Annotated in this window: 16 protein-coding genes; 4 read left to right on the forward strand and 12 right to left on the reverse strand. The window is 66.5% G+C overall.

Annotated elements, in window-relative coordinates; translation table 11 throughout:
- Nucleotides 1-104 precede the first annotated feature (104 nt).
- The 4 genes from VGL30_RS10040 to VGL30_RS10055 form a co-directional block, all read right to left on the reverse strand.
- Entirely contained in the window at nucleotides 105-1,277 is a 1,173-nt protein-coding gene (locus VGL30_RS10040) for an acyltransferase (RefSeq protein ID WP_331539472.1), read from the reverse strand.
- Nucleotides 1,278-1,470: 193 nt separating this feature from the next.
- On the reverse strand, nucleotides 1,471-2,412 hold the full coding sequence (locus VGL30_RS10045; RefSeq protein WP_331539474.1) for a glycoside hydrolase family 16 protein: 942 nt from the start codon (nucleotides 2,410-2,412) through the stop codon (nucleotides 1,471-1,473).
- A complete protein-coding gene (galE, locus tag VGL30_RS10050; RefSeq protein WP_331539476.1) occupies nucleotides 2,409-3,401 on the reverse strand; it encodes a UDP-glucose 4-epimerase GalE in 993 nt (330 codons plus the stop codon). Before galE ends, VGL30_RS10045 begins: the two co-directional genes overlap by 4 nt.
- Nucleotides 3,398-5,197, reverse strand: coding sequence for an ABC transporter ATP-binding protein (locus VGL30_RS10055; RefSeq protein WP_331539478.1), 1,800 nt, complete (start codon nucleotides 5,195-5,197; stop codon nucleotides 3,398-3,400). The genes galE and VGL30_RS10055 overlap by 4 nt, the downstream gene beginning before the upstream one ends.
- A 131-nt stretch (nucleotides 5,198-5,328) precedes the next feature.
- On the opposite strand from VGL30_RS10055, the gene VGL30_RS10060 reads away from it, so the two are divergent.
- From VGL30_RS10060 to VGL30_RS10070, 3 genes are read left to right on the forward strand one after another with little or no spacing between them, the layout of a single operon-like run.
- Entirely contained in the window at nucleotides 5,329-7,035 is a 1,707-nt protein-coding gene (locus VGL30_RS10060; RefSeq protein WP_331539480.1) for a glycosyltransferase, read from the forward strand.
- On the forward strand, nucleotides 7,032-8,024 hold the full coding sequence (locus VGL30_RS10065; protein WP_331539482.1) for a polysaccharide deacetylase family protein: 993 nt from the start codon (nucleotides 7,032-7,034) through the stop codon (nucleotides 8,022-8,024). The genes VGL30_RS10060 and VGL30_RS10065 overlap by 4 nt, the downstream gene beginning before the upstream one ends.
- Before the next feature lie 2 nt (nucleotides 8,025-8,026).
- A complete protein-coding gene (locus VGL30_RS10070) occupies nucleotides 8,027-8,956 on the forward strand; it encodes a glycosyltransferase family 2 protein (RefSeq protein WP_331539484.1) in 930 nt (309 codons plus the stop codon).
- Here VGL30_RS10070 and VGL30_RS10075 read toward each other — a convergent pair.
- The 5 genes from VGL30_RS10075 to VGL30_RS10095 all read right to left on the reverse strand — a co-directional run bounded on the left by VGL30_RS10075 (nucleotide 8,945) and on the right by VGL30_RS10095 (nucleotide 14,074).
- Nucleotides 8,945-10,042 carry an acyltransferase gene (locus VGL30_RS10075; protein ID WP_331539486.1) on the reverse strand — a complete coding sequence of 366 codons (1,098 nt, stop codon included), beginning with the start codon at nucleotides 10,040-10,042 and terminating at the stop codon, nucleotides 8,945-8,947. The two genes, VGL30_RS10070 and VGL30_RS10075, sit on opposite strands and share 12 nt — an antisense overlap.
- A gap of 70 nt (nucleotides 10,043-10,112) precedes the next feature.
- A complete protein-coding gene (locus VGL30_RS10080; protein WP_331539488.1) occupies nucleotides 10,113-11,354 on the reverse strand; it encodes an outer membrane beta-barrel protein in 1,242 nt (413 codons plus the stop codon).
- Between the two features lie 349 nt (nucleotides 11,355-11,703).
- Nucleotides 11,704-11,922, reverse strand: a complete 219-nt coding sequence (locus tag VGL30_RS10085) for a hypothetical protein (protein ID WP_331539490.1) — start codon at nucleotides 11,920-11,922, stop codon at nucleotides 11,704-11,706.
- A 126-nt stretch (nucleotides 11,923-12,048) separates the two neighbouring features.
- Nucleotides 12,049-12,723 carry a sugar transferase gene (locus VGL30_RS10090; protein ID WP_331539492.1) on the reverse strand — a complete coding sequence of 225 codons (675 nt, stop codon included), beginning with the start codon at nucleotides 12,721-12,723 and terminating at the stop codon, nucleotides 12,049-12,051.
- A 394-nt stretch (nucleotides 12,724-13,117) separates the two neighbouring features.
- A complete protein-coding gene (locus VGL30_RS10095; RefSeq protein ID WP_331539494.1) occupies nucleotides 13,118-14,074 on the reverse strand; it encodes a UDP-glucuronic acid decarboxylase family protein in 957 nt (318 codons plus the stop codon).
- Between the two features lie 290 nt (nucleotides 14,075-14,364).
- Between VGL30_RS10095 and VGL30_RS10100 the strand changes: the two genes are divergently transcribed.
- Entirely contained in the window at nucleotides 14,365-15,390 is a 1,026-nt protein-coding gene (locus tag VGL30_RS10100; protein ID WP_331539496.1) for an NAD-dependent epimerase, read from the forward strand.
- A gap of 21 nt (nucleotides 15,391-15,411) precedes the next feature.
- Here VGL30_RS10100 and VGL30_RS10105 read toward each other — a convergent pair whose 3' ends face one another.
- The 3 genes from VGL30_RS10105 to VGL30_RS10115 form a co-directional block, all read right to left on the reverse strand.
- A complete protein-coding gene (locus VGL30_RS10105; RefSeq protein WP_331539498.1) occupies nucleotides 15,412-16,200 on the reverse strand; it encodes an SDR family NAD(P)-dependent oxidoreductase in 789 nt (262 codons plus the stop codon).
- A gap of 1 nt (nucleotide 16,201) precedes the next feature.
- Nucleotides 16,202-17,347 carry a sulfotransferase gene (locus VGL30_RS10110; protein WP_331539500.1) on the reverse strand — a complete coding sequence of 382 codons (1,146 nt, stop codon included), beginning with the start codon at nucleotides 17,345-17,347 and terminating at the stop codon, nucleotides 16,202-16,204.
- Nucleotides 17,348-17,559: 212 nt separating this feature from the next.
- On the reverse strand, nucleotides 17,560-18,357 hold the full coding sequence (locus VGL30_RS10115) for a hypothetical protein (protein WP_331539502.1): 798 nt from the start codon (nucleotides 18,355-18,357) through the stop codon (nucleotides 17,560-17,562).
- Between the last annotated feature and the right edge of the window lie 246 nt (nucleotides 18,358-18,603).

Here is an 18,603-nt window from a genome sequence, read left to right on the forward strand (position 1 = left end):
CCGACGCCGACGACCACATCATCTACAACAAGGCCACCGGCGAACTGTTCTACGACGCCGACGGCAATGGCGCCGCGGCCCAGGTCAAGTTCGCACAGCTCGCCTCAGGCCTCGCCCTCACCAACGCCGACTTCATCGTGGGGTAGCGCCCCTGTCCGCCCGGGTCGCGAAGCGCCCGGCGCCTCGCGACGCCATTCTGCCGAGGGCGGCGGCGCGGGCTTGCGGGCTTGCGGGCCGCGCCGCGCCAGGCGCGCGCCCGTCCATCGGCTGAGCGGCCGCTCGATGAAGACGAAGCAAATCCAGGCCAGCGCCAGCGATCCGACCACGACGGCCGCCGCGTAGACCGGCAGCAGGTCGGCGCCGAACAGCTTGCGCCAGGCCGTCCCCACCACCAGCAGCACGAAGCCATGCGACAGATAGAGGCTGTAGGAACTGTCGCCGCCGGCGACCAGCCAGCGCATCCCGGGCAGGTCCGCCGCAACGTCCCGGCAGAGCACCGCCAACCCCACCACGAGGATGGCGAACAGGGCGTGGGCCAGAGGATCGTGAACGACGGTCGTGGCCACGACGATCAGGACGAAGGCCGCCGGCAGCGCGTAAGGAAAGTTCAGGAGACGAGGCAGGCGCCGCCGGACCAGCGCCAACGCCCCGCCCGCCAGGAACAGCAGCAGCAACGGGTCCAGCAGGATCGCATGGACGCCGAAATACCGCGCCATCCCCCCGAGCGCCAGAACGGCTCCCAGGGCCGCAATGCCGAAACGGCGCGGCGCCACAAGGCACGCCGCGAAGAGCAGGTAGAAGAGCATCTCGAAGTTGAGCGTCCAGCCCTGCTCGAGCACCGGCCGGTGCTTCCCCATCTCGCTCAGGTAGGGAATGAACAGAAGGCTTTTGAGAATGTTGGCCGGGTTCACGCGGTCCGGCGCGTCGCGCAGCACCAGGGCGAGGGCGATCTGGAGAGCCGTCAGCGTCCAGTAGAGCGGAACGATCCGCGCGACCCGGTGCCTGAAGAAGTCACCGACCGCCCCGGGCGCACCGAATTTCCCCCAGCCGATGTGCAGCATGATGAAGCCGGAGATCACGAAAAAGATCTCCACGCCGAACACTCCGGCGAAGCCCACCTTTCGGTACACGAAGCCGTAGCGGTCTCCGAAGCCGCCGAGACGGTCCTCCAGGTGCGCGAACAGAACGATGGCCGCTGCGGCGAACCTGAGGACCTGCACCGAGACGATCGCGCGTCGATCCGGAGCCGCCGGTCGAAGAGCACTCAGGACGCCCATGCACATCTCCGGGAACTACAGCCGTCCATCTGCGCCGTGAGCGGGGCGTCCGCCTCGCCCGGATCGACAAGCCCGGAACCTATCCACGCCGCCGGACGGCGCACAACCCGGGGATGACGTCGTCCCCGACCTCGGGCGAATCCGCCGCGAGCAAGGCGGACTGCGTGGCGCAGCGCCGGATGGCCTGGAGGCGTCAAAGCCCTTTGGGCGCGTATGCGCGGATGTAATCCGCGTAGAGCACCATCGGGCCGACCGCCGCCGCCGCTTCCTTGGGCAGCACGGAGAGCGACACCAGGGCGTATAGGGGAACGTCGAACTCGGCTGTCACCGGGACGCGCGATATCTCCCGGCGATCCACGTAGAAGACGATCTGGCCGTCTTGCTGAAGGGCCCCGTAGTTGTGCCACCGCCCGTCCGCGATGACGTCCTTCATGCCGACGAAGTTCGATTTGAACGTATGTTTCGCCGGCGCCGCCTTCGACCAGACATGCACGCTTTGGTGATGACCCTTCGGATCGCCGCCGTACCACTCGATGACGTCGACCTCGACGTGGCCGATCCCGGGCTGGTCAGGGGACAGCAGCCAGAAGGCCGCCCAATAGCCCGGCGCGGCCTGCGGGAACTTCAGCCTCGCCTCGAAATAGCAGCCGCGGCAGGCGAAGCCTTTGCCGCCGAACGGCGCCTGCCGATAGGACTGCGCGGCGTCGGCCGACTGCACGTTCCCGGACCGCCACCCGCCGCCGTCCTTGTAGGCGGTGATGCTCAGGGCCGTGACGTCCCGGCCGTCCTCGCCGGGGACCTCCACCGCGGCATAGGCCGGTCCCTGCGGATCGTCGAACTTGCCGGCGCCGATCGGGGTGTGCACCGGCGCGAACAGGCGCGGTCCCTGCAGCGACAAGGGTCCGTCGAATTCCTCGTTGAAAGTCAGGCCGTAACCCTTGAGGTCGAGCGGCTGGCCCGCCCGGTCCTCGACGAAGGTGACGGCCATGGACCCGGCGGCCGAAGCCGGGGTGGCGGCCAGAAACAGCAGGAGGCCTGCGATCGCAGCTTTCATCAAAGCGCTCCAGAAGCGCCCCCTCGCCATCATGCAAAAGACCCGGCGATAGGCCAGCGCGAAATGCCGTCCGCGCTTCACAGGCCCGCGGCCCGCCGCGCCGCGGCCAGCGCCGAACCCAGGATCACGCCCAGGTCTTCGAACCTGGGCCGCCAACCCAGCGTCGCGTGCAGCCGGCGGCTGTCGGCGACCACGGACGACAGGTCCCCTGGACGCCTGCCCTGCACCTTTCGCGGCAAGCCTGTCCCGGTCAGCGCCTCCATGGCGTCCGCCACCTCCATCACCGAGACCCCGCGGCTGTAGCCGCAGTTGAAGACGCCAGACCCTCCCCCGCCCTCCAGGTGGTCCAGCGCCAGGCGGTGCGCCTCGGCGAGGTCGGAGACATGTACGAAGTCGCGCACGCAGGTTCCATCCGGGGTGTCGTAGTCGTCGCCGTAGATCGGCAGGAAGGGTCGCCGCCCGACCGCGACGTCGCAGGCGGCCGCGATCAGGTGGCCGGCGATCTCCGGCGCCGAGGCGCTGCGCCCCTGCGGGTCGGCGCCGGCCACGTTGAAGTAGCGCATCGCCATCCAGGAAAGGCCGTGCGCGCGCGCAACGTCCTCGATGACCCGCTCGACCATCAGCTTCGACCAGCCGTACGGCGTGCTGGGCCCCACGGGCGCGTCCTCCGCCAGCAGGCGCCCCGGCGACGGGGCGTAGACCGCGGCGGAGGAGGAGAAGATGAACCGCTCGACGCCGCCGGCCACCGCCGCGTCGAGCAACTCCAGCGTCGAGGCGACGTTGTTGCGGTAATAGGCGAGCGGCTGTTCGAGGGACGCCGGCGCGACCTTCGAGCCGGCGAAGTGGATGACGCCGCCCACCTCGTGGCGCCGGATGATCCGCCTGACCAGGGCGCCGTCGCCCGCCGAGCCCTGGTAGAATGGCGTTCCGGACGGCACGCGCTCCCGCATCCCCGTGCTCAGGTCGTCGAGCACCACCGCCGGACGCCTGGCTTCGGCGAGGGTGAGCAAGGCGTGAGAGCCGATATAGCCCGCCCCGCCGGTCACCAGCACGGTTGGCCGGGCGGTCACGCGGGCGCCAGCTCCATCAACAGGCGGTAGGCCTTCAGGTCGTCGAGCGCGCCGGCCTCCACAACCTTCCCCTGCTCGATCACCACGCCCTGGTCACAGTAGCTCAGCGCGCTCGCCCGGTGGCTGACCACGATGGCGGTCAGGTTGCGCTCGCGCACCACGTTCAGGATCGCCTGCTCCGAGAGCCCGTCGATCGCGTTGGTCGCCTCGTCGAGCACCAGCACGGACGGGCGCCGCACCAGCGCCCGCGCCAGGCCGATCCTCTGGCGCTGTCCGCCGGAAAGGCTGAGCCCCCGGGCTCCGACACGGGTCTCGTACCCCTTCTCCAGGTCGTGGACGAAGGCGTCGATGTCCGCCAGCGCCGCCGCTTCCCGTATGGTCTCGAGACTGGCCTGCGGCAGGCCATAGGCGATGTTCTCGGCGATCGAGCCGTCGATCAGCTCGGCGTCCTGGCCGGCGAACCCGAGGTGCGCGCGCCAGCTTATGGGATCGATGTCGCTGAGGTCGCGGCCCCCGACCAGGATTCGCCCCGAGCTCGGATGCAGCAGCCGGCAGATCAGATTGACCAGCGTCGTCTTCCCGGACCCGGAACGGCCGATCAGGGCGGTGGCCTGCCCAGGCTGGAACATCAGGTTCACGCCGTCGAGCGCCGGCGTCGCGGGACGCGTGGCGTAGGTGAATGAGACGTTCTCGAACACGATGGGACCGTCCAGGGTGGAGAACCGGACGCGCCCGCCCGGCGCCGGCGGCTTGTCCACCGGATCCAGCAGCCACTCCACCTCGTCCAGAGCCGTCTCCGATTCGCTCAAGCTCAGCCGGGCGCCCTCGATGGACTGGATGTAGGGCTGCAGCCGGTAGAGCAGCACCAGGAACGCCAGCAGCACCGGGGCCGGCACGTGGGCGAAATAGGCGCCCAGCAGGATCGACACGAACACGCTGGCGTGCAGCGTCTCGACGGTGGGGCCGAACCAGACGCCGAACATCTCCGCCGACAATCCGCTGCGGCGCACCTCGGTCGAGGCCTCGGAGAAGCGCGCAAGCTCGCGCTGCTCCTGGCCGAAGATCTTGATCATGCGGAACGCGTCCACGAGCACGAGCATACGCTCGCCAAGCCAGTGATTGGCGTTGGACACCCGCTGCCCCAACCGGCGCACGCGCTCGCGGAACAGGTTCTGGAACGCGCTCACCGGCAGCGTCAGGGCGAGCGCGATGAGCGTCAGGCGCCAATCGACCATGATCAGCAGGGTGATGAAGACGACGATCGCGACGATGTCGGCCACCATCGCGAAGACCGTGCGGATCGCCTCGGTGGCGCTCCAGGATTGCGACGACAGGATGGTGAGCAGTTCCGCAGGGTCGTTCTTGAGGTAGAAGGGATACCCCACGTTCACCAGCAGCTTCGCCATCCCCTGACGGACGTCGTGCGCCGCCCGGCCATCGACCCAGCCGATGAACAGCGAATTGAGGCTCGCCACCACGCCCTTGACGATCACCATCGCAAGCATCACGCCGGCGATGACCGGAAGGCGGCGATCCGGTGCGATTGACTCAGCAAATCGGTTGAGGAAGGATAATATACCCTCAGAGGCCATACCTGACGTGGAAGCCGACGTCGGTGTGGCCATAAGGGCGCCGAGCAGAGGGATCAGCAAGCTGATGCTCAGGCCTTCCAGAGCGCTGCACACCAACCCGCCCACGGCGACGATGGGCGCCGTCCAAGTGTAGCGACGACCGATTTCCCAGATATGGGTGTATCCGGAAAGGGGATTGAGGGCCTTGAGCGAAAACGTCAGCAACCTGGATCCCTATGATCGGCCAGTGAACAAAACTTGCCTCGGCACTCTAGGCTCCGGGAGAGCGGGGGAAAAGTAAAACTTGATTTTGGGAGAGAGCAAACCCGACTAAAGGCAACGCAGTTGTTTCGACCATGTACATGCTCGGCTTGAGCGATTCTTCTACAGCCGGTTGGGCGTCGCCAGATCCAGGCAACCCGAGCGCGATTGAAACCGTCGCCGTGGTCATCACGACGTATAATCACGCCCACTTCCTGAGAGACGCCATCGAGAGCGTCCGCGCACAGACCCGACCGGCGGACGAAATCATCGTCGTCGACGATGGATCTCTGGACGATCCGGCCAGCGTGGTCGCCTCTTATGCCGACGTACACCTCGTGCGGCAGGACAACCAGGGCCTGTCCGCCGCGCGCAACACCGGGCTGCGGCGCGCCACGTCCGACCTGATCCTCTTCCTCGATGCGGACGACCTGCTTCGCCCCAGGGGGGTGGAGTCCGGGCTGACATGCCTCCGGGACCGGCCGGACGCGGGGTTCGTCTACGGGGGGCATGTATTTATCGACCGCAAGGGCCGCAGGCTGACCAGGAATGTGTATGAACCCATCGGCCCCTCCCCCTTCAAGACTTTTCTGCAAAGCAATTCGATCGGCATGCACGCAACCGTGCTTTACCGACGAGGCCTTTTGCTGAAGGTGGGCGGCTTCGATATTTCACTTAAGCGTTGCGAAGACTACGATTGCTACTTCCGCATGGCGCGCCAATATCCCGTGGCGTCGCACGCGGCGGTCGTCGCGGAATACCGGATGCATGGCGCCAACATGTCGGGCGACCACCGCGAGATGCTACGCTGGGCCCTGCTGGTTCATGACCGGCAGCGGGACGCGGCCGAACCGGACGTGGAGTTGCACAGGGCCTGGATCCGCGGGCGCTTGGGCTGGACGGACTATTACGGCGGTGAGCTTCTCAGGGATGGCATACGGAAGTGGCACTCCGGCGGGATGAAATCCGCGGCGTTCAGGAAAATCCTGAGCGACGCCCGGGAATTTCCGCGTGCGGGGTTCCGCCTTTTGCCCGTCTTAATTTCATCCATGATCAAGAAATACCTCATCCGGCGGATGCTGGCGAAGATTTCACCCTCAGCGAGACGACGCGTGCGCGCCATTCAGTGGAAGCTCCTCAACCTGCTGCCAAAAGCGATCTCTTTCGGCGATTTTACCGGGGTGAAGCCGATCAGCGACGAGTTCGGCTACGATCGCGGTACGCCGGTCGACCGCAACTACATTGAGCAATTCCTGTTCAAGAACATGGCGGATGTAAAAGGCCGCGCGCTGGAGGTCGGCGACGACGAGTACTGTAAACGGTTCGGCGGCGTGCACGTGACGCAGCAGGATGTCCTGCATATTCACCACGGCAACCCCCAGGCGACGCTGGTCGGCGACATGTCGCAGCCCGGCGTCCTTCCGGAGGGGGTGTTCGACGTGCTCCTGCTCACCCAGACCCTGCACCTGGTCTGGGACATGCAGGCCGCGGTGAAGGAGATGCACAAGGCGCTCAAGCCCGGCGGCGTGGTGCTGCTCACCGTCCCGGGCATCAGCCGGGTCGATCGCGATGAATGGGGCTCCACCTGGTATTGGTCGCTTACCGAAACCTCGGCGCGGCGACTGTTCGCAGAGGTGTTCGGGACCGAGAACGTCGAGGTGGAAGTCTTCGGCAACGTCTATGCGGCCACGGCCTTCATCCAGGGCGTCGCCCTGGAGGAGTGCGACTTCAACAAGCTGAAGGTCGTCGACAGCGCCTTCCCGGTGATTGTCGCGGTGCGCGCCCGCAAGCCGGAGTCGTGAGCTTGGGATGGAGGCGCAGGCTGGCGCACGCCCTGACCGGTTCGCCGGCGAAGCCGGTCATCCTGATGTACCACCGGGTCGCGACGCCGGCGTCCGATCCTTGGGACCTTGCGGTCGGCCCGGAACGCTTCGAAGCGCAGATGGAGCTGCTCCGCCGCAGGCGAACCCCCCTGCCGCTGGCCGAGTTCGTCGCACGGCTCGAAGCGAACGACCTGCCTCGCGACGCCGTGGCCGTGACCTTCGACGACGGCTATGCCGACAACCTCACCGTCGCCAAGCCGCGGCTCGAGGCGCACGGCGTTCCGGCGACGGTGTACCTCGTCAGCGAAAGCATCGGGTCCGACCGCGAATTCTGGTGGGACGAGCTGGCGCGCCTCATCCTGGATCGCCGCGCGCCGCTGCACGGGACGCTACAGCTTTCCGCCGAACAGCGGATCGGCCTGGTCGTCGAGGACGCCGCGGCCGCGGAAGGTCCTTGGCGCGGATGGGAACCGCCTCGGAACGCCCGCGAGCGGACCTTCGTCGAAGTCTGGAGCCGGCTTCGCGACATGGATCCCGGCGCGCGCGCGGCGGCGATGGACGGCCTCCGCATCCTCTGCGCCGCAGCGCCCGCCGACCAGGCCGACCTGCCGATGACGGCGGCGCAGGTCCGGGACCTGGTGTCCGGCGGACTGATTGCCGCAGGCGCCCACACACGCACCCACGCCCACCTCCCCAGCCTGCCGGACGCGGCGCAGCGCCACGAGATCGCCGGCAGCAGGACGGCCTGCGAGGCCCTCGCCCAGCAGGCCGTGACCCAGTTCGCCTATCCCTACGGGGAATATGACGCCCGCGCCGAGGCCGTGGTGCGCGACGCCGGCTTCGACTGCGCCGTCACCACCCACGAGGGACCCGTCCGCCCCGGTCGTACGAACCCCTTCGCCCTGCCCCGCCTGCAGGTCCTCGACTGGGATGTCGACGCGTTCGACGCCGCCCTGAGGATGGCCTAGTCATGGCGCCAGCGTCCGCAACCGCCGCGCCGCGGGTTTCCGTGATCATCATCTTCTTCGACGCCGAACCCTTCCTGGCGGAGGCGATCGAGAGCGTGCTCGCCCAGAGCTATGGCGATTTCGAGCTCCTGCTCTGCGACGACGGCTCGACGGACGGGGGAACGGCGCTGGCGAAGGCCTGCGCCGGGCGGCTGCAGCCCAAGGTGCGATACCTCGAGCATCCGGGCCACGTGAACCGGGGCATGAGCGCCACCCGCAACCTGGGCATCCGCAATGCGCTGGGCGAGTTCATCGCCTTCATCGACGCCGACGACGTCTGGCGTCCGCAGAAGCTCGCCGAGCAGGTGGCGATCCTCGACGCCCACCCCTCCGTGGCGATGGTCTGCGGCGCGGTGAACTACTGGAGCGCCTGGGCGGGCGGGATGGACGAGGTGATCCCGACCGGCCCTGTGCTGGACCGCCCGGTGCCGCCGCCAGACGTGCTGCTCAACATCTATCCCCTGGGCCGCGCGCCTGCGCCCTGCCCGTCCGACCTGCTCGTGCGCCGAAGCGCGTGCGAAGCGGTCGGCGGCTTCGAGGAGCACTTCCTGGGACCGCGGATGATGTACGAGGACCAGGGGTTCCTGAACAAGATCTACCTCAGGGCGCCGGTCTATTTCTCGAGCCAGGTCTGGCTCGACTATCGGCAGCATCCGGAATCATGCGTGGCCGAGGTGCATCGCGCCGGCCAGTACGACGAGGTCCGCGGCTATTTCCTCAACTGGTTCCGCGGCTACATCCAGGCGTCGCCGGAACCCGTGGATCCTCGCGTGACCCGGACGCTCGACCGCGCCATCTGGCTCCACCGGCGTCAGCACTGGCGAAAGGCGCTGTCTGCGCCCGGCGCCGTCGCCCGCTCGCTGCTGCGTTTTCCGAAGCTCTCAGGTTCCTGACGCCGGCCGGCGCGCCCCGGGGCGCGGCAGTCGCGCACGGGCCACATCGGCGACCTTGCGGTCGAGCGACCAATCCGCCGGGACCACGCCCTTCAGGCGCAACGCCGGCTTCTCGATCAGCCGCCATGAGATGAAGCCCAGAGTCAGGGCGCCCGCCAGGCCCAGCCCGAACACCTGCCACCATGCGGCCCGCTCCCCCAGCGCGATCTTGACCATCTGCTCGACCGGCCAGCCATACAGATAGGCCCCATAGGAGACGTCGCCCAACCATCGGGGCGTCCGCAGGTCGAAGGGCGCAGAGACCCCCAGGTACAAGATGAGATAGGCTGCGCAGGGCGGGAAGACGAACATCGTCTTGTGCACCAGGAGCGCGGCGCCGATCACGGCCGCGCAGGCCAGCGCGATCCAGACGTTCGGCCTGTGCACCTTCAACAACCACCACGCCAGGGCGCCGGAGACGAACGACGGAATGGCGTAGAAGAAGTATTCGAGCACTCCCTCCGGACCGAACCATTCCTTATAGAGCGCCAAGGTCGAGACGAGGAGGGCGGCGATCAGCAGGGAAGGTTTCCAAAGCCTGGCCGCCGCGAACACGACCAGCAGTCCGTAGCAGACGATTTCCTGCTGCAGGCTCCATATCGACCCGTTGACCTCGCCCTCGCTGAAGTCGGCGGTATGGGCGTAATACTTCACACCGGAAAAGAAGCCGTCCCCCACCAGGTATGCCAGGTGCTTGACGATAGTCCTGGCGTCGGCGCGCAGGAAATCCAGCAGCCCGCCGTCCGGGTAGAAGAACAGCCCGGCGATGGTCAGGGTGACGGCCATGCAAACGAGGTAGGCGGGGTAGAGCCGCAGGAACCGCCGCCACACGAAGCCCGCCATGCCGGGGGTGGACACCCAGCTTTCCGTGACCAGCAGGCCGCTGATGATGAAGAAGGTGTACACCCCGTAGAGCCCGAGGATGTCGCCGCTCAGGATCTTGAACGGCTCGTTGGCCTCGGTCCGCTCGGCGATCAGGAACCCGTGTGAGAAAATCACCGACGACGCTGCAACCAGCCTCAGGACGTCGAGATTCCGGTACCGCACGGCGCGCGGCGGCCCCGGGGTCATACCGTGGTCCGGCCGGGGCTGTAGAACGGCGCCGATCGCGTCGCCCTCAGTGCTGCAGCACGAGCGTCACGCCAACCGCATTGTCGGTGAACCCGCGCCCCGACGCAGCGCCTGACGAATCCTGTTTGCCGTGTGAATAGTGCAGGTTGACGCCCACGGCGCTGTTCATCAGGTAATTCAAGCCCACTCCGGACTCGATCCGCTTGTCGCGGCGGTCCAGGCCCTGGTAGTCGCTCTGGACGTATCTCGACCACCCGTTGATGATCAGGTTCCTCAACAGTTCGTAGTCCGCCTGCAGGCCGGCTTCACGCGTGATCACGGTGGAATTGGTCTCCAGGCCGCTGTCGGTGATCTCCTGGTTTCCGGTAAGCGTCACCGTGATGAGCTGGGTGGGGAACCACCGGATCCGCGCGCGGTAGTGGGCGTCGGATATGCTGTTGCGCCTCGGATCGTCGAAACTCTGCGTGATATGTCCGAAGCTGATCTCGCCGGTGATCAGGTTGGTGATCTCCATGTCGATCCCGGCCAGGATCGAGCGTCCATCGGAGTCGCGATCCTGTCCGACGTTCAGCCGGTAACGGGTCCGGGTGAGCGACCCCTCGGTGAACACCGCGATCGACGGGCTGAGCGCGTAGTCGACCCGCAGGACGCCCACGCCGTCGTCCCGGTCGCGGAACTTCTGGGTAAGCGTGCCGCCGGTGCGCAGGGCGACGTCGGCATACCGCGCGCGGGCGTCCGACAGGCTGGAGGAGATGTGCCACCGGTTCAGCGTCGCCGCCGCCGACACCTGAGCAAAGGATGTGTCGTACTGGATGGGCTCCAGCGCGGTCGACACGTAGGCGGAGGAATACCTTGGCTCGGTTTGGCGGGTCTGGGAGACCTCAAGACTCGCGTTGAGCTCCCGGGTGATGTCCAACTTCCCCCTCGCCTTGACCTTCCAGCCGTCGGTGTTTTCCGTCTTCTGGTCGACGTAGCGGACGAAATTGGAGTTGGCCGACAACGCAAGCGAGTGGCGCGCCCAGTTCGAGTGCACATCCACTTCCGGAGTCACGCCGACGATGACGTCCGAGATCGGATCGGTGTCCGCGGCGTAGATGTTGTCGTCGTGATCGACGCTGGTGGTCACGCGGGGGTAAATGTCAAATGAGCCCAGCCGGAACCCGCTCGCCTCATAGCCCGGCAGCGGTCGTTCCCCCACCGCAACGTTGCGCGTCCTGGGAAACCCCTCTTCCGCGCAGGCCGCGCCCGGCTTTCCCACCGCCACCAATCCCAGGAGGCCGAACAGCATCGCGCAAAGCCTCGGCCTTGCTCCCAACGATGGACGGAGCCCGCCGGCCCGCAATCGGCGCTTCATCCACGCGTCCCCTGGCTGCGCTTCGAGGTTCTGAAGAGCAGGTTCATCTGCTGATGAGCTTCGCCCTTCCAGTGCAACCCGGAATCTGGAACCGACCACACAGCCACCGCGCCATTATCAGACAGCGCGCCCCCAAAATTGCACATGACCTGATTAGAAGTCCAATTTGGAAAGAAGACGTGAAGCCGGCCGGCGCATCGGCGACGGACGGATCCGATTCCGCCAGAGCGTCTTCCGACTAGGGGAAGAACGTGGCCCTTCCAGGGCGCCGCGGCGGCGGCGATTACGTGCCCAACGTGGAATCGCCGCCCGGCTGCTCGTCGGTCAGGAACGAGGACGCCGAGCCCACGCCGCGCCAGAACGCCGCCATCACGCCCTTCTGCGCCGTGGACTGGTCCGGCGCCGAGCCATCGGCGATCATCACGCCATCCTCGTCGAACAGGCGCCACATCCAACCCGAATCCGTCTGGCTCAGGGAATAGGCGCAATGGGACTCTTCCAACTTCGCACTCCGAGGTTTCGACCGGATCCCGCCGGGCGCACGGCGAACCGTCTCCCCGCCGGACCCGGCTCCGCTTAGCCCCCCCTGATCCCGGCTTCTTGTCGCCTACGCCGCGATAGAACGCAGTCAGTAGGACCCGTCGCTCTGCATGACGGCGGGGATGGTCTTGGCGATGATCCAAAGGTCCAGCCCGACACTCTTTCGCGACGCATAGAGCACGTCCATGGCCACGCGGCGGCGATATCGGACATTGCTGCGCCCGCTGACCTGCCAGAGCCCGGTCAAGCCGGGCTTCACGGCGTTGTAATGCTTGTAGCGCCAGCCGTATTTCGCGATCTCGCCCTCGACGATCGGCCGCGGCCCGACAACGCTCATGTCGCCGCGGAGCAGGTTTATGATCTGCGGCACCTCGTCCAGGCTCGATTTGCGCAGGAACTGCCCCACGGCGGTGACGCGCGGGTCGTCACGAAGCTTGTGGTCGCGTTCCCATTCCTCGCGGGCGCGCGGGTCGCTGGCCAGCAGCGCGGCGAGATAGGTCTCGGCGTCGACGCGCATCGTGCGGAACTTGAAGCAGTAGAAGGGTCTGCCGCCCAGGCCGACCCGCTTGTGCCGGAACAGCACCGGCCCCCCGTCCTCCAGCTTGATCAGGACGGCGACGACGATCATTAACGGGAGCATAAAGATCAGGAGGGAAATCAAGAAGATCTTCAGAAAGACCTGCCCCACCGCTCCACTGGATGGCTGCGATTTCCGATTAAGCGGAATCGCGCCAGCTACACCATTCGCGACATAATCGGACATACGGTTAACGCCCAAGGAGACTTACCAACCAGACTCCCTAAGAAACTCAGGATAACGCAGGATAGTTCGGCCCTGCGGAGATTTTTTTGTTGTCGTACTCTTAGTACACACACGATTCATCGTGCGCGAGAAAGAAATGTTTCTCACGGACTCCGAGTCACATGTCGCTCCCTGCTGTTAAGGATTTATAATGCCTTAACTACGGCCCGGCTAACCGAAGAACCCCACGGCGCACAGGAATCACCCCCAGGCGCCCACCAAGCGCTCAGTAGCCCAGACGCCTGACCCAAATTAAGGCGAGTTTAACTCAATTTCGCCGCAGTGCAGCAAGACTTTTGGCAGGCCGCAAGCTCGGTCGCAACGCACGCCACGGCCATGCGGAAACCCCTTCAACCTATTGAAGGCGTTCCTTGAAATATGAAATCGTCGACAGCAGCCCGTCGTCCAGGTCCACCTCCGGACTCCAGCCCATCTCGGACGTGGCCAGGCCGATGTCCGGCTGTCGCTGCCTGGGGTCGTCTTCCGGCAGCGGCAGGAAGACCAGCTTCGAGCTCGATGCGGTCAAGCTGATGACCCGCTCGGCGAGCTCCAGGATGGTGAACTCGCGGGGGTTGCCGAGATTCATCGGCCCCGTGAATTCGTCGGCAGTGTCCATCAACTGGTGCAGGCCGCGCACCATGTCCGCGACGAAGCAGAACGAACGGGTCTGCTGGCCTTCCCCGAAGATGGTGATCGGCTCGCCCGTCAGCGCCTGGACGATGAAATTCGACACCACGCGCCCGTCGTTCGGGTGCATCCGCGGCCCATAGGTGTTGAAGATCCTCGCGACCTTGATCCGCAGGCGGTTCTGTCGCCAGTAATCGAAGAACAACGTCTCGGCGCAACGCTTTCCTTCGTCGTAGCAAGATCTCGGGCCGATCGGATTTACGTTGCCCCAATACTGTTCCGTCTGTGGGTGGATTGCGGGGTCGCCATAAACCTCGCTGGTCGAGGCTTGCAGCACCTTGGACCCCACCCGCTTCGCCAGCCCCAGCATGTTGATGGCCCCGTGCACCGAGGTCTTGGTGGTCTGGACTGGATCATGCTGGTAGTGAATAGGCGATGCCGGGCACGCCAGATTGTAAATCTCGTCCACTTCTACGTATAGAGGAAAGGTGACGTCGTGTCGCAGAAATTCGAAGGCTGGATTTCCGTGCAGATGTTCAATGTTTCTCTTGGTTCCGGTGAAGAGATTATCGCAACAAATCACTTCGTGGCCATGGGCCAGCAGACGATCGATAAGATGTGACCCTAGAAACCCGGCGCCGCCGGTGACCAGAATGCGCTTTCGACTGTCGTAAACTCTCGGCATCGGACACCCCCAGCCACGCATTATGGGCTATCCGAGACGGCGGGCACAAGAACGTCCCCGGTCCCGCATCGCCGCCGTCCGTGCGCGTTCCCTGGGCGACGGCCCGGCCCATCCGGGCGGATGGCCAAGAAACTTGCACGGCGCGCCCGGCGCCGGCCTGGCTCATGCCCGCCCCTTCCCCGACAGATGCGCCTGGGATAGAAGACAACCTATCGACCCGGTGTTGATCTCAACGAGACTTTTCGCCTTCACTGACATCCGGGTGGTTCGAAGTATGGTAGAGATTCGCCGTGGATAACATATTGGTGACGGGATCGGCGGGGTTTATTGGATCCCATGTCGCCCAATACCTGCTCGACCGCGGAGATACGGTGGTCGGACTGGACAACCTGAATTCCTATTACGACCCCGAATTGAAGCGCGCGCGCCTGGCGCGGCTGGAAAGCCTGCCGGGATACCGGCATGCGGCCATCGACCTGACCGACCGGGCCGCGGTGGCGGACCTGTTCGCCGAGGCGCGGCCGACCGGGGTCATCCACCTGGCCGCCCAGGCCGGGGTCCGCTACAGCCTCGAACAGCCGGCCGCCTATGTGGATTCGAACGTGGTCGGCTTCCTGAACATCCTGGAGGGGTGCCGCGCCGTGCAGCCGCGGCACCTGGTCTACGCCTCGACCAGCTCGGTGTTCGGAGCCAACGGCAAGCTGCCGTTCTCGGTGCACGACCCGGTGCACCATCCGATCACCCTTTATGCGGCGACCAAGCTGGCCAACGAGAGCATGGCCCACGCCTATGCCCACCTGTTCGGGTTTCCGACGACGGGCCTGAGGTTCTTCACCGTCTACGGCCCATGGGGCCGGCCGGACATGGCGCTGTTCAAGTTCACCGAGGCGATCCTGGCCGGCCGGCCGATCGACGTCTACGGGCAGGGCCAGATGCAGCGGGACTTCACCTATGTCGACGACATCGTCGATGGGATCGTCGCCGCCTACGGCCATCCGCCCTCGCCCGATACGACCTGGGATCCGCAGCGCCCGGACCCGGCGACCAGCGGCGTCGCGCCCTGGCGGATCCTCAACCTGGGCGCCAGCCGGCGCACCGAACTGATGCGCTATATCGAGGTGCTGGAGGAGAAGCTGGGCCGCAAGGCCGAGCTCAACCTGTTGCCCATGCAGCCGGGCGACGTGCAGCGCACCGAGGCGGACGTGGACGAGACGCGGGCCGTGCTCGGCTATGCGCCGAAGACCCCGGTCGAGGCCGGCGTGGGGGCCTTCGTGGACTGGTACCTGGATTATTACGGCGTCAGTTCCGGGCGATAAGGCCTGCGCCGGGAGGGGTCGCTACGAATTCACCAGCCGGCCGCCGTCGAGCACCAGGATGTCGCCGGTGTGGAAGGCCGAGGCGTCCGAGGCCAGGTAGGCCGCGGGCCCCTCGATGTCGGAGATTTCGCCGCAGCGGCCGAGCGGCGTCTGTCCGGCCATCTGTTTCGCCACCGCCTCGTTCTGCGGCCTGTCGGTCATGGCGGTGCGGATGAGGCCCGCCGCGATCATGTTGGCGCGCACGCCGTAGGGGCCCATCTCGACGGCCAGGCCCTTGATCATCGCGGCCACCCCGCTCTTGGCCGCGCCGTAGTGCTCCAGCCCGGCGTAGCCCCGGAAGATGGCGAGACTGCCGCAGGCGACGATGGAGCCGCCGGGGTCGCCGGCCTGGGCGCGGGCGCGCATGTGCCGGGACGCTTCGCGCAGGGTGTAGAAGGCGCCGTGCAGATTCACGTTCAGCAGCGCGTGGTACATCTCGCTGGTCATGTCCGGAAAGGATGGGGCCCGCGAGCTGATCCCGGCGTTGGCGAACACGCAGTCCACCCGGCCCATCGCCTCGACCGTGCCGGCCATCGCCCGGACCACCGCGGCCTCGTCGGCGACGTCCACCGCCTCGGCGTGGCCCCGCCCCGCGCCCAGCGCCTGCAAGGCCGCCAGGGCCTCGGCGTTCCTGTCGGCCCGGCGGCCCCAGACCACCACGTCGGCGCCCTGCTTGGCGCAGCCCTGCAGGAAGCCCAGGCCGATGCCGCTGTTGGCGCCGGTGGAGACCACCACCTTGCCGGTCAGGTCGAACAATCCGCGCGGCGCCATCTCAGGCCTCGACCCCGGTGGCGACCGGATGCTCCCGCAGATAGTCCGCGAAGTATGGCTCCAGGTCGCGCTTGCCGAGGCCCCACTGGGCCAGTGAATAGCTGTGGACGCCGAATCGGCCCTGCGGATTCTCGTCCAGCCAGCCCCGCATCCCGGCGGCGGCCTGCGGCGTCCACTCGTCGCCGAGCCAGGCGTAGATCTTCTTCATCTGGCCCAGCGGGTCGGCGGTCATCTCGTCGTAGTAGAGGTGGTGGAAATCGCCCGGCCGCTCGCGGCTCACCTCCAGGGGCCGCTGGGCGTGGAGCGCCAGTTGCAGCGGGAAGCGCTCGCGCATGTAGGCCGCGTCGAGGTCGCGGTTGAAGCGGGCCCGGGAATGGGAGCGCATGCTGAAGATCGAGGCCGTGGCCACGTAGGGGTCGCGGTGCGTCCAGATCACCTTGGCGTCCGGGAAGGTCGCGAACAGGGTGCGGATGAACAGCCCGTCCGAGGGCATCTTCAGCGTCCACAGGCCGGGGTTGGTGGACTGCAGCACCTGCAAGGCGCGCTTGCGGTGCGCGAAGGCCTCGGTCATGTCGCAGAACAGGAGCCAGTCGTGGTAGGTCGGCGTCGTCGAGACCACCGCCAGCAACAGCGACTTGAAGTCCTGGGCGACCAGGTGGACGCATTCGGTCGGCCCGTCCGCCGCCTCGAAGTGCCGCGCGGCCTGGCCGGGATCGGCCTTGATCATCGCCTGTTCCCTGGCCTTCTCCGCCACGCAGCGGGGATCCGTCGTCAGCGCACCCGGGGCGGCCGGCGGCACGAGGTTGTAGGCCTCCCACTTCAGCAGCGAGCGCCGCGCCGGGTCGGCCGCCATCAAGTAGCTCAGCATGGTGGTGCCCGTGCGCGGCATGCCCAGGATGAACACCGGCCGCTTCACCGGCGCCTGGGCGGCCTGCGGGTTGCGGCGCAGGAAGTCGTCCACCTGCAGCCGGTTGGCCAGCGCGTTGGTGCACATCCCCGTCAGCCATCTGCGGCCCACGTCGTTGAGCATGCCGGTCCTGGCGTGGTCGGCCAGCAGGATCTCCAGCCCCTCGCGCCAGGATTCGCTGGCGAACTCCGAAAGGCCGGTCTGACGGCGCGCCGCGCCCAGGATCTCGTCGAGCGTCACGTCCCCTCCCTTTGCGGCGCCCGCCGCCAGGCCAAGCGTCCGAAGCGTTCGTACCGCTCCCTCTTCGTGAACAGTTAGCCCATGAATTTGGCGCGGCGCCAGACCTCGCGCGGTCGACGCCGTCCTGGAGCGTCTCGCCCCGGTCTGAACAGGAGAAGAAGCAAGGGGCTCGGGGTCGGAAGCTGAGTCCGCAGCGCCGCAGCCTGGCGCGGTCAGACCACCGCGCGGCCCATCTTCTGGCGCAGGGGGCTGTCGGCGTGGGGATCGCCGAAGTGGTAGAGCGCGGTCGAGCGGATGTTCTCCACGTCGCACGCTTCATTGGTGTGCAGCGACCGGTAGCCCCAGAAGAGATACAGATTCCCCGGCACCATCTTGACCTTCTTGAACTTCCACAGGCCCCAGTCGTGGGCGCGGCGGAGCAGGGCCTGGGTGAGCTTGTTGTCCAGCAGGATCTTGTCCACGAGGTTGATCACATAGAGCGGCCGTTCCTTGCGCAGGTTGGGCGCGACCAGCAGATGCCCCTGCTTGCCCGTCGAAGGGATGAGGATCGGCAGCAGCATCGTCACCACGTAGGAGTCGAAGTGGAAGATGAAGGCCTGCCTGGCCCCCGTCTCGCCCTTCAGGCAGCGCAGCACCTGGTAGATCGACTGGCTGGGCGCGGGCCGCCGAGCGCCGCCTTCATAGACGCGGCGGATGAAGCTCTGGAACCGGGGAGAATCGGCAAGCGCCGCCAGCAGGGTCCCCGCGACCGCGTCCCTGCCGTTGAAGCCCACGTATTCGCCGCCCGCCTCCTCGACGGCGCGCTCCACGAACTCCTGGAGGTCGCGCAGGTCGGCGGGCGACACGAAGTCCGGCAGCACGGCGACGCCGGTGCGGTCCATGTCCGCGACAAGCGCCTGAACCGTCGCGTCGGAAACCTCGGGCGCCTCCAGGCGCGCCGGGGTCTCGGATGGGTCCGAGAATTCCGCGCGCCGGCGCTGTGCGTCCGACTGCACAATCTGCCCCACCATTTGAGTAGTTCCTGTCAAAAATTCACGTATATCTCCGAGTTCAACTTATTTCGCAGCCGTTAACCAGGCTCAAGGAGGCGGCTCCAGGGGCGCTTTCTTTGCGGTCACGCTGGAGCCTGTTGGTGCACAAGCGGCGCCTGAGGGTGGACGGATGGTCAATATTCGAACAGACCTCGACCGCTTTCGACGCCTGCGGCCTCAACCCCGCCTCGGAGGTCTCCAGACCGTGCGCAGGTCTTTTCAGGC

Origin of the sequence: Phenylobacterium sp. (assembly GCF_036502675.1) — a bacterium.
GTDB lineage: Bacteria > Pseudomonadota > Alphaproteobacteria > Caulobacterales > Caulobacteraceae > Phenylobacterium.

Bases quoted from the DNA above. Each gene is read 5' to 3' on its own strand.
- VGL30_RS10090 (WP_331539492.1), bottom strand. From the start codon at position 12,723: ATGTCCGATTATGTCGCGAATGGTGTAGCTGGCGCGATTCCGCTTAAT.
- VGL30_RS10115 (WP_331539502.1), bottom strand. From the start codon at position 18,357: ATGGTGGGGCAGATTGTGCAGTCGGACGCACAGCGCCGGCGCGCGGAA.
- VGL30_RS10040 (WP_331539472.1), bottom strand. From the start codon at position 1,277: ATGGGCGTCCTGAGTGCTCTTCGACCGGCGGCTCCGGATCGACGCGCG.
- VGL30_RS10080 (WP_331539488.1), bottom strand. From the start codon at position 11,354: ATGCTGTTCGGCCTCCTGGGATTGGTGGCGGTGGGAAAGCCGGGCGCG.
- VGL30_RS10095 (WP_331539494.1), bottom strand. From the start codon at position 14,074: ATGCCGAGAGTTTACGACAGTCGAAAGCGCATTCTGGTCACCGGCGGC.
- VGL30_RS10060 (WP_331539480.1), top strand. From the start codon at position 5,329: ATGTACATGCTCGGCTTGAGCGATTCTTCTACAGCCGGTTGGGCGTCG.
- VGL30_RS10105 (WP_331539498.1), bottom strand. From the start codon at position 16,200: ATGGCGCCGCGCGGATTGTTCGACCTGACCGGCAAGGTGGTGGTCTCC.
- VGL30_RS10070 (WP_331539484.1), top strand. From the start codon at position 8,027: ATGGCGCCAGCGTCCGCAACCGCCGCGCCGCGGGTTTCCGTGATCATC.